Source organism: Aeromonas cavernicola, from assembly GCF_002795305.1.
GTDB lineage: Bacteria > Pseudomonadota > Gammaproteobacteria > Enterobacterales > Aeromonadaceae > Aeromonas > Aeromonas cavernicola.
Genome location: NZ_PGGC01000060.1, coordinates 32,721 through 45,460, shown reverse-complemented (window position 1 = coordinate 45,460; position 12,740 = coordinate 32,721). Strand labels below are relative to the sequence as shown.

Annotated in this window: 10 protein-coding genes; 7 read left to right on the top strand and 3 right to left on the bottom strand. The window is 56.8% G+C overall.

Annotated features, from left to right (window positions below; all coding sequences use genetic code 11):
- Positions 1 to 156 precede the first annotated feature (156 nt).
- On the top strand, positions 157 to 1,389 hold the full coding sequence (serA, locus tag CUC53_RS06880) for a phosphoglycerate dehydrogenase (protein WP_100293465.1): 1,233 nt from the start codon (positions 157 to 159) through the stop codon (positions 1,387 to 1,389).
- 196 nt (positions 1,390 to 1,585) lie between these two features.
- On the opposite strand, the gene ylqF is transcribed toward serA, so the two are convergent.
- Positions 1,586 to 2,530, bottom strand: a complete 945-nt coding sequence (gene ylqF / locus CUC53_RS06875; protein ID WP_100293464.1) for a ribosome biogenesis GTPase YlqF — start codon at positions 2,528 to 2,530, stop codon at positions 1,586 to 1,588.
- A gap of 378 nt (positions 2,531 to 2,908) precedes the next feature.
- Between ylqF and CUC53_RS06870 the strand changes: the two genes are divergently transcribed.
- From CUC53_RS06870 to CUC53_RS06850, 5 genes are all read left to right on the top strand, one after another.
- Positions 2,909 to 4,309 (top strand): alkaline phosphatase, encoded by a 1,401-nt coding sequence (locus CUC53_RS06870; protein WP_100293463.1) that lies wholly within the window; start codon positions 2,909 to 2,911, stop codon positions 4,307 to 4,309.
- An 11-nt stretch (positions 4,310 to 4,320) separates the two neighbouring features.
- Positions 4,321 to 5,712, top strand: a complete 1,392-nt coding sequence (locus CUC53_RS06865) for an alkaline phosphatase (RefSeq protein ID WP_100293462.1) — start codon at positions 4,321 to 4,323, stop codon at positions 5,710 to 5,712.
- 58 nt (positions 5,713 to 5,770) lie between these two features.
- Positions 5,771 to 6,457, top strand: coding sequence for a hypothetical protein (locus CUC53_RS06860; protein WP_100293495.1), 687 nt, complete (start codon positions 5,771 to 5,773; stop codon positions 6,455 to 6,457).
- Between the two features lie 356 nt (positions 6,458 to 6,813).
- Positions 6,814 to 7,209 (top strand): nucleoside diphosphate kinase regulator, encoded by a 396-nt coding sequence (gene rnk / locus CUC53_RS06855; protein WP_100293494.1) that lies wholly within the window; start codon positions 6,814 to 6,816, stop codon positions 7,207 to 7,209.
- A gap of 330 nt (positions 7,210 to 7,539) precedes the next feature.
- Complete coding sequence (locus tag CUC53_RS06850; RefSeq protein ID WP_100293461.1) at positions 7,540 to 8,643, top strand: ElyC/SanA/YdcF family protein; 1,104 nt, start codon at positions 7,540 to 7,542, stop codon at positions 8,641 to 8,643.
- A gap of 225 nt (positions 8,644 to 8,868) precedes the next feature.
- On the opposite strand, the gene CUC53_RS06845 is transcribed toward CUC53_RS06850, so the two are convergent.
- Both CUC53_RS06845 and CUC53_RS06840 read right to left on the bottom strand, forming a co-directional pair.
- On the bottom strand, positions 8,869 to 10,581 hold the full coding sequence (locus CUC53_RS06845; RefSeq protein WP_201796729.1) for an amidohydrolase: 1,713 nt from the start codon (positions 10,579 to 10,581) through the stop codon (positions 8,869 to 8,871).
- A 207-nt stretch (positions 10,582 to 10,788) separates the two neighbouring features.
- The gene (locus CUC53_RS06840; protein WP_100293460.1) at positions 10,789 to 11,082 is read right to left on the bottom strand and encodes a hypothetical protein; all 294 of its coding nucleotides are present in this window, start codon (positions 11,080 to 11,082) and stop codon (positions 10,789 to 10,791) included.
- Between the two features lie 200 nt (positions 11,083 to 11,282).
- On the opposite strand from CUC53_RS06840, the gene CUC53_RS06835 reads away from it, so the two are divergent.
- The gene (locus tag CUC53_RS06835) at positions 11,283 to 12,728 is read left to right on the top strand and encodes a coniferyl aldehyde dehydrogenase (RefSeq protein WP_100293459.1); all 1,446 of its coding nucleotides are present in this window, start codon (positions 11,283 to 11,285) and stop codon (positions 12,726 to 12,728) included.
- The last annotated feature ends 12 nt before the right edge of the window (positions 12,729 to 12,740 follow it).

Here is a 12,740-nt window from a genome sequence, read left to right as displayed (position 1 = left end):
CTCAATACCTTACACCCTCTCATTTATAACTATCGTTGAAAACTTAAAAAAAATTGGCTTTCGTCACAAATATTCCCTCTGCCAAACGTTTTTGCTACTTTACGCTCTTCTTCGCACAACATGCTTGCACACATATTCATACACAGAGGGATCGTCATGACCGCCAAGTTTTCACTGGACAAGGACAAAATTAAGGTACTGCTACTGGAGGGTGTGCACCCGAATACAGTAGAGACCTTTCGCGCTGCAGGTTACACCAGTGTGGAGTATCTCAAGACCTCGCTCTCTGAAGAGGCGTTGATCGAACGTATTCGTGACGTGCATTTTGTTGGCCTGCGCTCCCGTACCCAGCTGACCGAAAAAGTGCTGGATGCCGCCAGTAAGTTGGTGGCCATCGGCTGTTTCTGCATTGGCACCAACCAAGTTAACCTTGACGCCGCCCAGCTGCGCGGTATTCCCGTATTTAACGCCCCCTTCTCTAACACCCGCTCTGTTGCTGAACTGGTGCTGGGTGAAATCTTGCTGCTGATCCGCGGTATTCCAGAGAAGAACGCCAAATGCCACCGTGGGGTGTGGGAAAAACTGGCCAATCGCGCGGTAGAAGCCCGGGGCAAAAAACTCGGCATCATCGGTTATGGCCACATCGGTACTCAGCTTGGCATCATCGCCGAGAGCATCGGCATGAAGGTCTACTACTACGACATCGAGAACAAGCTCTCCTTGGGCAATGCCACCCAGGTACCGACCCTGGCCGAGCTGCTCAATATGTCTGATGTCATCAGTTTGCACGTGCCAGAGACCCCCTCTACCAAGGATCTTATTGGTGCCGAACAGCTGCGGATGATGAAACCGGGCGCCATCTTTATCAACGCCTCTCGCGGCACCGTGGTCGATATCGACGCCTTGGCCGATGTGATCAAAAGTGGCCACCTCTCCGGCGCGGCGATTGATGTGTTCCCGGTTGAGCCAACCTCTAACGATGAAGAGTTCTTAACCCCTCTGCGCGGCCTCGACAACGTGATCCTGACCCCCCATATCGGTGGCTCGACCCAAGAGGCACAAGAGAACATCGGTCTGGAAGTGGCCAATAAGCTGGTGAAATACTCTGACAACGGCTCGACCCTGTCTGCGGTTAACTTCCCAGAGGTCTCCCTGCCTGGCCATAAAGGCTCCAGCCGCTTGCTGCACATTCACCGTAACCAGCCCGGCGTGATGAACCAGATCAACCAGATCTTCGCCGAGGAGGGGATCAACATCTCCGGTCAATATCTGCAAACCAGCAGTCAGATTGGTTATGTGGTCATTGATGTGGAGACCGAGCACAGCGAGAAGGCACTGGCCAAGCTCAAAGAGATCAACGGCACCATTCGGGCGCGTATTCTCCATTGATGGCAGAAGTCTAACGCCGACCAGTTACCAGCCCGCCGCCATGGCGGGCTTTTTTATGGTGGCCAGTGGATAGCGAATGGCCCGTTTTATCGGCTGCTCAGCCCAGATAGCACAAGCGACCCAATAGGCCGCTTGCTGAGCGAGGGAAGGCGTGTGGCGGCTTGCTGATAGAACAGGCCGCGCTACGTCGTTTGGTTTAGCGTTTTTTCGCGTATTTGCGGCGGGCCCGCGCTTGGCGCTCGGCCTCTCGCTCGGCTTTCTCTTGGGCTTTTTGCGCCGCGTCGGCCTGTGCCGCCACGATCTCATCAGCCACCATGTCAGGGGTTTCTAACGAGATACGCCCAAGCAACCCGCTGCGAAACTCGTTGACCAAGATCTCAGAGGCCTTGTGCAGATCCGCCAAGCCGCCCTTGCGCATAAAGGCGCGTTGGCGGGCAATCAATTCCAATAGTTCGAGCTCGGTCTCTGGCAACTCATCGATCTGGTAGCGCGTTTTGAGCCGCTCAGGATAAGCCTTGAGGAAGTAGTCAGCGGCAAACATGGCAATGTCGGCATAGTCATACACGGTGTCTTTGATCGCGGCGGTGATGGCTAAGCGATAACCACAAGACGGTGGGTTGAGCTTGGGCCAAAGAAATCCGGGGGTATCGGTCAAAATCACATGATTATCGAGTTTGATCCGCTGCTGCGACTTGGTGACCCCCGCTTCGTTGCCGGTCTTGGCAATGGTGCGCCCCGCTAAGGTGTTGATCAGGGTCGATTTGCCCACGTTGGGAATGCCCATGATCATCGCCCGCACACCGCGCAGCTCGAAATTGCGCTCCGGCAGCATCTCGTGGCAGAGGGTCAACAGTTGCTTGATCTTCTCCGGCTCCTGCTGGGTCAGCGGCAGCGCCTTGATCCCTTTTTCTTGCTCCATATGGGCCACCCATAGCGCGGTGATCTCGGGGTCAGCAAGATCCGCCTTGTTCAGCACCTTGATCACTGGGGTATCTGCGCGCAGCTCGGGCACCAGCGGGTTTTCGCTCGAAAAGGGGATGCGGGCGTCGAGCATCTCGATGATGACATCGACCTGGGGCATGACCTCGGCAATCTCTTTGCGGGCCTTGTGCATATGACCGGGGAACCAGTTGATGGACATATCCGTTACTCTCTGTTGGCATGGGCGCTGGCACGGGGCGCGAGGGATAGCCGTAGGCGCGTGCAGATAGACGCTGGAGCGACCAGGCAAGCCGCGCTCGAAAGGGGCGCAGTTTACCTGCTTTTGCTCGATTTGACAGGCATTCTAGCGAGCACAGGCCAAACCACCAAGCCACCCTATCCCACTCAATCTTGTTGGCCATGGCCGTCTGTAACGCGCCGCCATGGCAGATAAGTATTTGATGATGAAGGTTATTACCCTGTCACGTCGCCTTTAGCCACCGAGTGAGCGCCGTTCACTGAATTGTCATTTTTTGTCATTAAAAACGTCATACGCCCACTCTAGGCTGCGCTCAGGTTTTACAAGGAGCGAACCTTAATGAACAAACTGGCAGGTATTGCCGTGATGATCAGCGCCATATTGGCGAGCGGCTGCAATTCAAAGAACGATAACGATGCCACCAAACCCGGCAACTCTCAGCCCACTAACGTGATCTTTTTCCTCGGTGATGGCATGGGCCTCAATACCCTGACCGCCGCCCGCATCTATGGCGTGGGGGAAGAGGGCAGCCTCACCATAGATACCCTGCCTGAGACCGCCTTTATCAAGACGTTTTCCCACGATGCGCAAGTGACTGACTCAGCCCCCTCCATGTCGGCCTATATGACTGGGGTCAAGAGCAACAACGGCGTCATCAGCATGAACAGCGATGCTACGTATGAGAGCGATTGCAGCAAGAGTGCCGGCAAACCGGCCACCACCTTGCTGGAGCTGGCCAAGGCGGCAGGACGCGGCACTGGTATCGTCACCACCACCCGAGTGACTCACGCAACCCCTGCTGCTACCTATGCCCATCTGTGCAACCGCGACTTGGAAAATGAGATTGCCGTCCAGCTGGTCCAAGGCGGGGCAGGCTTTAATCCTGCCCTGAAAAAAGGGGTGGATGTGGTGCTCGGCGGCGGCAGCCGCCACTTTCTGCCGCTAGCCGACAAAGGCAAGCGGGAGGATGGCCGCAACCTGATCAACGAAATGAAGGCCAACGGCTACCAATTTGTCAGCAACGCCGATGAGCTGAGTAAAGCGGCCAGCGGCAAGCCATTGCTGGGGCTGTTTAGTTCGAGTCACCTCAAATATGACCTTGATCGCCCCGCCAGTGAGCCCTCGCTCACCCAGATGACCTTGGCTGCCATCAAACAGCTTAAAAGCAACAAAAAAGGCTACTTCCTGATGGTCGAAGGGGGACGGATCGACCACGCTCTGCACGACACCAACGCCAAGCGGGCCCTGCACGACACCTTAGCCTTTGACAACGCCATCAAAGCGACCATTGATGAGGTGAAAAAGAGCGATCCTGAGCTGAAAAACACCCTGATCGTGGTCACCGCCGACCATGACCACACCCTAGTTCTCAATGGCTATGCCAAACGCACCGGCAAAACCACCGCCACCAATCCCGGCGTACTGGGGCTGGTGAAAAACTATGAAACTGGCGAGCCGAGCAAGGACAGTGATGGGATGCCCTACACCATCCTTGGCTTTGGTAATGGCTACAACCGAGTGGATGGCCCACGCAGCAGCGTCGCTCCGCTCGATGATGCCACCGTCTCGGCCAATGACTATCACCAAGAGGTGGTGGTCAAGGTGGGTGAGATCGGCAACGAAACCCACGGTGGCACGGATGTCTTCCTCAGTGCCATCGGCCAAGGGGCCGACCGTTTCCATGGCTCCCTCGATAACACCGCTGTTTTCGCCAAGCTCAAAGCCGTCGCCAAGCTGTAAGGAACCCATTGATGAAACTAATCATGCCAACCACCCTGACCAAGTCCTTAATATGCACCGCCCTGCTCTGCGCGCTGGGCTCCGTTAGCCAAGCACACGCTGGCAACGCTAAAAACGTCATTCTGTTTATTGGCGATGGTATGGGGCCCACCGTGCTCACCGCCGCTCGCCTGTTCAAGACCGGCGAAGAGGGTAATCTGGAGATGATGAAGCTGCCCTACAGCGCTCGCATCAAGACCTTCTCCAACGATGCCCAGACCACTGACTCGGCGCCCTCCATGGCGGCCTACACCACCGGCGTCAAGATGAATAACGAGGTGATCGCCATGAGCAGCGACACCAAAGCGGTCGCGCCCGGAAAGGATGTTAACGGCAACAAGGGCGTCAACAACTGCGCCAGCGACAACGGCAAGCCAGTGTCCACCCTTCTTGAACTGGCCAAGGCAGCGGGTAAGTCGGTCGGCGCCGTCACCACCACCGAGCTGACCCACGCCACCCCAGCAGCCACCTATGCCCACATCTGCCATCGTGATGCCGCCTACGCTATCGCCGAGCAGGCAGTGCCCGGCGGCGCAGGCTTTAACCCGGCACTGCAAGATGGGGTCGATGTGTTGATGGGGGGCGGTGCTAACCACTGGACGCCCTATAGCACCAGCAATAAGAAGGGGCGCGCTGATGGCCGCGACTTAACCGCTGAGCTCAAGGCGCAGGGCTATCGCTATGTCACCACCAAGGATGAACTGGCGACCGTCACCGGCGGCAAGGTACTCGGCCTATTTAGCACCACCTCACACCTCGATTACGAGCTGGATCGGGTCGCTAAGGGCGCCGCCAGCAGCCAGCCGTCGCTCTCTGAGATGACCGCCAAGGCGATCGACCTACTCAGCCAAAACAGCCAAGGCTACTTCCTGATGGTAGAAGGGGGGCGCATCGACCACGCCCTGCACGCCACTAACGCCAAGCGCTCACTCACCGATGCCGTGGCGCTGGATAATGCCGTTAAAACGGCGCTGGCTAAGGTCAATCTGGCCGACACCTTGATTGTGGTCACCGCCGACCACGACCACACCATGACCATTAACGGCTACTCCGCCAAGGGCAATCCGGTGCTGGATCTGGTGAAAAACAGCGATGGTTCGACCCAAAACGATGTGGATGGCAAACCCTTTACCACCTTGGTGTTTGGTAACGGCCCTAACCGCTCTGATGTCAGAGCGACCCTCACCAGCGATCAGGTGATGGCCGACGACTACAAACAGGAGACCGGCGTCAAATTGGGCTCAGAGACCCACGGTGGCGGCGATGTGATGTTGTTTGCCGATGGGGCCGGTAGCAACCGCTTCAAGGGCACGCTGGATAACACCCACGTCTTTACCAAGTTACGGGAGGCGCTCGGCCTGTAAGGTGCGAGGGCCCAGCACGGCAACGCTGGGCCCCTGCTCACCCAAAGAGCGACAGATGATGATAAGACCCCAACTATGGTTATGGCTGCTAAGCGCCCTGCTGGTGATGGAACTGCATGCCGCCCCGACCCCGCCGGATCTGGCAGCTCGGATCCACTACGTGGACAGCGTGACCGGCAGCGACGGCGTCGTGAAACAGCAGGAGTGGCGTGAAAAATGGCTGCGTGTGGGCGCCCAGGTCTGGAGCCAACGGCTCATTCCCATTGTGCTGGCGCGGGCCTACCACGCGGCCCATGATGCCAAACCTGGCCACAAACACTTTACCCATCAGATGGCCGCACGCTGGGTCACCCACAGTGAGGCTGGGGAGGTACAGCTGCGTTATGCCGACCAGTGGCACCGACAATTGGTCGAGGTGCCCGCAGAGGAGTATGGCCAAGTGGCCTTTACCCCCGACTGGCAACGGATTCGTTATCTGATTAACCCCGCGCTACTGCAACAGATGACCCCATTAGATGAGGCCGCCCCAGCGGGGGCTCGTTGGTATCAACAGCAGGCAGGCAAGCAACGTACACGGGTGCTTTGGTCAGACCAATGGCAGATCCCGCTGGTGGTGGAGTCCGCCAGCTTGGATGGCTATCGCAGCTACCGGATGACCGTGACCCTGCAAGCGCAACCGAGCGAGCTGCCTTGGTTACAGTTAACGGACTATCAAACCTTGGATTTGCGCGACTTTTTTGACTGAGTGTTTTTGCCTGCAGGTCTTTGCCCAAGTCAGGCAAGCCTTGTTATCGCGGCGCCGTATTGAAGCCATTTGGCGCTATCGCATCTCGCGATAGCTAGACCGGACCTCAGACCAGTCATGGCGTGCACCAGGTCGCCCCCAAGCAGGTTGCCAAGGCTAGCGGGAATGGTTATGTTATCCCCATGAAAGCGCTCACGATTTTATCACACCCGCTCACACCCAGTTGAGCCTCCTTCCTCGCCCCAGATCGCGAGTAGATAGGGGGCTTCGTGTTTTCGAACGTTTTTTTATTCGACACCTCTGCGACCGGCATGATCGACATGCTGGTTGCGCAACTCTTTGATAAGGAATCTGTTATGCAACGACCTCATCTGGTGATCTCCAGCCTCGACCTAGATCGCATCGAACAGCTGCTGGGCAACCATCCGCAGCATCAGGCCCTGCAAGAGGAGCTTGATCGCGCCGAGATGCGTGAACCGGCCGACATACCGCCGGACGTGGTGACCATGAACAGCACCGTGCGTTTTAAGATGCCCAACAATGGCAATGAATTTTGCCTGACGCTGGTCTACCCGAAAGATGCCCAAGGGGATGAGTCCAAAATCTCGGTGCTGGCCCCCGTGGGTAGCGCACTACTGGGTTTGAAAGTCGGCGATAGCATCGCGTGGCCCGGCCCTGCTGGCCGCAAGATCCAGGTCGAGATTCTGGAAGTGGTCTATCAACCTGAGCGTGCTGGCGAGCTGCACCGTTAACTCTGGCTGGCCAAGCATGGTTTAACCGCCGCACTGCGCCCCTCCCCCACCACGGCGGCTCCCCACCACGCCCGAGCCCATCCCTGCGATTGGCTCGGGCATATTAACGATAGAGATAACCCTTGTTCTTCTCGGCCTGCGAGTCAGTGGGCCAATCTATTAGGCAATGAGGCCGCGATACCTGGGCCATCCGTGCGATATTTCGTCATCTGGTACTGGGTGAGCTCACAGTTTGTACCTGTCGTTCCTGTTACACTCCAATCTGTTGATAAATAACAATATTGCTGATATTCGTTACCACCACATCGCAGCCTATATGAGGGATCACTGATGAAACCTGCTCTTATTGCCTTCACCTTAAGCAGCCTACTGGCACTGGCGCCGCTCACCACGCTGGCGGCGGAAAGTTCGATGCAGGTCAGCAGTGACCTCAACCCTCTTATCAGCAAACGCCAAGCAGTTGATCTGCTGCTGGGGGAGGCGCTGCAGATTTACAAATCCCCCGCCAAAATTTCCCACGCGGGATTTACCGCTAAGATGCCCAGTAATATGGAGCTGGTCACTGAAAGGCTGCTGGCTGCCTATCAACTGGAGCCTTATCGCACCGATCTGTTGATCTCCGCTGCCAATGCTCAGATCTATAACGGTAACCTCAGCCGAGCCATCTCCTTGCTGGAACAGGCCCAAGCCATGGCCCCTGATGATCTGGATATCAACAGCTATCTGGCGATTTGGCAGCTGGTCCGTGGTAATCAGCCGGCCTCACTGACCTATCTGGCCAACGTCGCCAATCGCAACAGTGGCCGAGCGGCCGATCTCGAAGAGATCATTGCCCGCGTGCAGCGCGTGACCAAGGCCCCGCTGCAAACGGCGCTAACCGAGGATCAAGTTAACGCGATAAAGGAAGGGAAGCGGGCCATCGTCACCTTGGGCTATGCCCTCAATCCTGACGGCTCTATGGATAAGATCCTGCTGGGCCGGCTCCAGACCACGCTCGAGCTGGCCAAGGCGGACCCAGAGGCATTGATCATTGTGAGCGGTGGTGTGCCGCAAAATCGCCAGACCGAGGGCAAGCTGATGGCGGACTGGCTGGTCCAGCATGGTATTGCTCGGGATCGCCTGATCGAAGAGAACTACGCCACCAGCACCGTGGAAAATGCCCTGTACAGTGCTTATGCCCTTGCTCGTCACCAAATTGATTATGCGGTCCTGGTCAGCTCTGCCAGCCATGTACGGCGGGGCCAAACCTTGCTTGAAATCGCCTGCGATCAAATCGGCCCCGCCAAGATCCAAGTGGCGAGTGTCAGCTATCCCGACAAGCCGCTAGCAGAGTTGGCAACCCCCAGTGACAGTGAACTGCTCGGCATCTACCGCGATGCGCTGCGCACTTATGGTCTGTGGAGCTATCGCTCTGCACCGCTGCTAGAGCGCTGATAACCATCGCAGAGCTCCCCTCGGTAATACACACCGGAGCGGACTCCCATCACGCACAGAAACCGCAGCGCACAGGCAGGAGGTGAGGATGTCGAGCACGACGTAGGGCCAACATGGTGAGCGACCTAACCTAATGGGACAATGCTAACGGTGAAATAACCAGAGGGAGGCATCGCCTCCCTCTGGTTATTCGCCATCGCACCTCGGCTGATAACACTCCGCTACTCACTGACCGTAGCGATAAATGGTGGTGCCCTCTTTGATGGTCTCCAGCACCTGTATCTCCTTAATGGCCATTGGCGCCACCTTAAGGGGGTTGTTATCCAAGATCACCATGTCGGCCAACTTACCCACGGTCAGGGTGCCTTTACGATCTTCTTCACGGTACTGATGGGCCACGTTGATCGTCATCGCTTTTAAGCCTTCAAGCGGGCTAATGCGCTGATCAGCACCAAATACCTCCCCTCCCCGTGATTGCCGATTGACCGCCGACCACAGCATAAAAAGCTGATCAAGCGGAGCCACCACGAAATCGGTGTGGTTGGTCACGGGCAGCCCACGGTCAATGGCATCACGCATCGGGTTGATATATTGCGCCTGTTGTAAGCCACGATTGGCCTTGTGGGCTTCAGCAAAGTAGTAGGTATGCAGGGTATACATCGAAGGAATGATGTTGTATTTGGCATACTTATCGAGCTGATCTGGGCGGACAAACTGGGAATGGATCACGGTGGTACGACGATCTTTATCCAGGCTCGTTGGCGCGGCAAACTCATGGGCAGCCAAAAACATGTCGATGGCGGCGTCCCCGTTGGCATGTAGATTGAGCGGCAGCCCGAGGTCGTAAACATGCTTAACAACCTTGTTCACTAAGGCCGCCGGAATGGTCGGCTCACCACGCCAGTCTGGTTCGCCACTCGGCCCACCGGTCAAATAAGGGGTACTAAACAGGGCGGTTTTGCCTTGCGGCGAACCATCAATGGTGACTTTAATCCCACCTAACTTGAGGCGATCAACATATTTGCCAAACGATGCAGGTGGATTCTCCGCTAACACCTGTTCCATATCGGTCATAAAGGTAAAGGCGACCACATCGATAATGTTGGCCCCCAAGCGAGCGGCTTTTTGCATCAGCGCGATGTCTACCGCATGAGAGGCCCCTTCATGGGCCGTGGTGATCCCTGCCTTGGCATAGAGTTGCTGTCCAGCTTGGGTCGCCGCCACGATCTCTTGATCGGTTTGTGGCTTTGGCAGTCCACCAAAAATGGGCAAAAAGGCAGTCTCCATGATCAGGCCATACGGCTCATTAGTGCCGCTTTTTCGCACTATGATGCCCCCCTCAGGGGTCACGGTCTGGGCAGTTATCTTAAATTTGGCCAACGCCAGACTATTTAGCACTCCGCCATGCATCGAGACGTGGTGCACAATCACCGGATGATCGGGGAGCGCAGCATCAAGATCATCTCGATTGAGCAGACGACCATTGGACATGGCGTTGTCATCATAACCATACGCTTGGATTAAGGTGCCCTTAGGGATCTGCTGAGTAGCGACAAACTGCTTGAGCTCAGCCAAGATACTGGCTACATCCTTACCAGGCCCTGCCGGTGGGGCGTATAACTTCAACTGGTTAGCCACTGTTAAGGCGTTTATGTAGTGGCTATGGGCATCCATAAACCCAGGCAGCAGGGTGTGGCCATGCAAATCGACCATCTGCGTTTGCGTGCCTTTTAGCTGTTCAATCTCACTGCGCGCCCCCACGGCGACAATCACCCCCTCTTTGATGGCCAGCGCTTCCACCGTGGGCTGCTTATCGTCGATGGTGACGATGTCGCCACCATAGTAGATGGCATCCGCCACACCGCCATGGTTTGCAGCGGCTACCTGAGTAATGACACCACACATGCCACATAAGCCTATTAACATCAGCCGCTTCATATTGACTCCTTAATTACTTATCAGTGGTCTGAATCAGGGCCACCGTCTTCCCTAGACAACTTTGTTATGCCAACTCAAGGCGAGTAGTAACACGGCATAGATCAGCCTCCCTACTGCTTCTAAACATGGCACACTCCTGGTCAAGGAAGTCAAATAAACAGCAACGCTGACGGTTAACAGGTCAACGTTAGCGGTTTACGGGGTGGCTCAAAATTTACGATGCCAGCGAGGTGAACTCGCTTTCTCGCCCCAAGGGGTCACACAGGGCAGCAGGGCCCCTTCAATCACCCCCTCACTGCTGGCCAGCGCCTCTGCGATTTTCTGGTGCAGTATCCGCAGGGTCTTCCCCTCATGCTGGGCCAGAGAGTGGCCAGCGGCAAAGAATTCGGGCTGGTAGTGCAGGGCCAACTTCTGGGCAAATTCATAGGTATTAAAACAGTCGGGCATTCGCTCCACGACATCGTTAAGGCGGGTTAATAAGCAATTTAATTCGGCACTCATTTAGCATCTCCTCATATCAGCGCATCCCCATCAAATACCTCTTATTGGATAGCTAACCAACCTTGCCGCGTTAAAACTGTGCGCAGTCGCACAGATAGCGCCCATTCTGGTTCGATCGATAGCAAGGCTTTACAGCAGGTTCATTCTCACCTAGATTCTGACCGACTAATCAGTCGGTTTTTTTACCCACGGAGCAGACCATGGACGCAGCACAGCAGCAACCTAGTCCCGATGAGATCCTCGCCCAGAAGCTGGCCCTGCCGGATCAACTGGCACGCCTCAAACAGGCTTACCATGCCCACCCGATGCCCACGCTAGCAGAGCGCCGTGCCCAACTGGCCAAACTCAAGCAGGCCCTGTTGGCCCATAAAACACCCTTGTGTCATGCGCTGGCCGCCGATTATGGCCAGCGCAGCCACGACGACAGCCTGATTGCCGATGTACTGCCCTGCATCATGCAGATCAACTACACCCAGCAACGACTCAAACGCTGGATGCGGCCCCAGCGCCGCCATGCTGGGCTGCTGCTCGCACCGGCTAAGGTCGCGGTCCACTATCAGCCGCTCGGGGTGGTGGGTATCATAGTGCCGTGGAATTTTCCGGTGATGTTGAGCCTCGGCCCGCTGATCACCGCACTCGCGGCGGGTAATCGGGTGATGCTGAAGCTCTCCGAGTTCACCCCTCACACTAACGCGGTGTTGCGCACCCTGCTCACCAGCGTGTTTGACGAGCAGGAGATCACCATCATCGAAGGAGATGCCCAGATCGCGGCCGCTTTCAGCGCACTCCCGTTCGATCACTTGCTGTTTACCGGCTCGACCATGGTGGGCAAGCAGGTGATGGCCGCCGCCGCGCCACAGCTCACGCCACTGACCCTAGAGCTTGGCGGCAAGAGCCCTTGCCTGATCGCCCCCGACATGCCCGTTGCCACCGCCGTCGCGCGGATGATCTTCGGTAAGAGCCTCAACGCTGGGCAGATCTGCGTGGCCCCTGACTATGTGTTACTGCCCCGCAGCGAGGTCGAGCCCTTTATTGACGCCTATCGCAGCCACTTCACCCGCTGCTACCCCCAAGGACTGGCCAGTGCCGATTACAGCGCCATCATCAACGATCGCCAATATCAGCGCCTCATCAGCTGGCTGGAGGAAGCCAAACAGGCGGGGGCCCAGATCCACCCCTGTGGCAGCCCAGCCAGAGATGACAGCCAGCGCCTGCTCGCCCCCCATCTGCTCACTGAGGTGCCCGCCCACTGCCAAGTCATGCAGCAAGAGATCTTCGGCCCACTGCTACCGATCATCCCTTACGACTCCCTTGACCAAGCCCTTGCCTATATCACTGAGCGGCCCCGCCCACTTGCTCTCTACCTGATGAGCTTCGATCCCGAGTTGCAAACGCGGGTGACGAACGAAACTCACGCTGGCGGCATGGCGATCAACGACTGTCTGTTGCACGTCGCCGCTGACGATGCCCCTTTTGGCGGCATTGGCGCTTCCGGCATGGGCCACTACCACGGCCATGAGGGATTTCTGACCTTCTCCAAGGCGAAAACCGTGCTCACTCGGGGCAAGTTCAGCACTGGCGGCTTGGTTCACCCGCCCTACCAGCGCTGGTTCCAAAAACTGATGATGGCCTTCTTGCTACGTTGATGGAGCAGCATG

What these genes read in the sequence shown, in the direction of transcription:
- serA (WP_100293465.1), top strand. Translation starts at nt 157, where the DNA reads ATGACCGCCAAGTTTTCACTGGACAAGGACAAAATTAAGGTACTGCTA.
- ylqF (WP_100293464.1), bottom strand. Translation starts at nt 2,530, where the DNA reads ATGTCCATCAACTGGTTCCCCGGTCATATGCACAAGGCCCGCAAAGAG.
- CUC53_RS06870 (WP_100293463.1), top strand. Translation starts at nt 2,909, where the DNA reads ATGAACAAACTGGCAGGTATTGCCGTGATGATCAGCGCCATATTGGCG.
- CUC53_RS06865 (WP_100293462.1), top strand. Translation starts at nt 4,321, where the DNA reads ATGAAACTAATCATGCCAACCACCCTGACCAAGTCCTTAATATGCACC.
- CUC53_RS06860 (WP_100293495.1), top strand. Translation starts at nt 5,771, where the DNA reads ATGATAAGACCCCAACTATGGTTATGGCTGCTAAGCGCCCTGCTGGTG.
- rnk (WP_100293494.1), top strand. Translation starts at nt 6,814, where the DNA reads ATGCAACGACCTCATCTGGTGATCTCCAGCCTCGACCTAGATCGCATC.
- CUC53_RS06850 (WP_100293461.1), top strand. Translation starts at nt 7,540, where the DNA reads ATGAAACCTGCTCTTATTGCCTTCACCTTAAGCAGCCTACTGGCACTG.
- CUC53_RS06845 (WP_201796729.1), bottom strand. Translation starts at nt 10,581, where the DNA reads ATGAAGCGGCTGATGTTAATAGGCTTATGTGGCATGTGTGGTGTCATT.
- CUC53_RS06840 (WP_100293460.1), bottom strand. Translation starts at nt 11,082, where the DNA reads ATGAGTGCCGAATTAAATTGCTTATTAACCCGCCTTAACGATGTCGTG.
- CUC53_RS06835 (WP_100293459.1), top strand. Translation starts at nt 11,283, where the DNA reads ATGGACGCAGCACAGCAGCAACCTAGTCCCGATGAGATCCTCGCCCAG.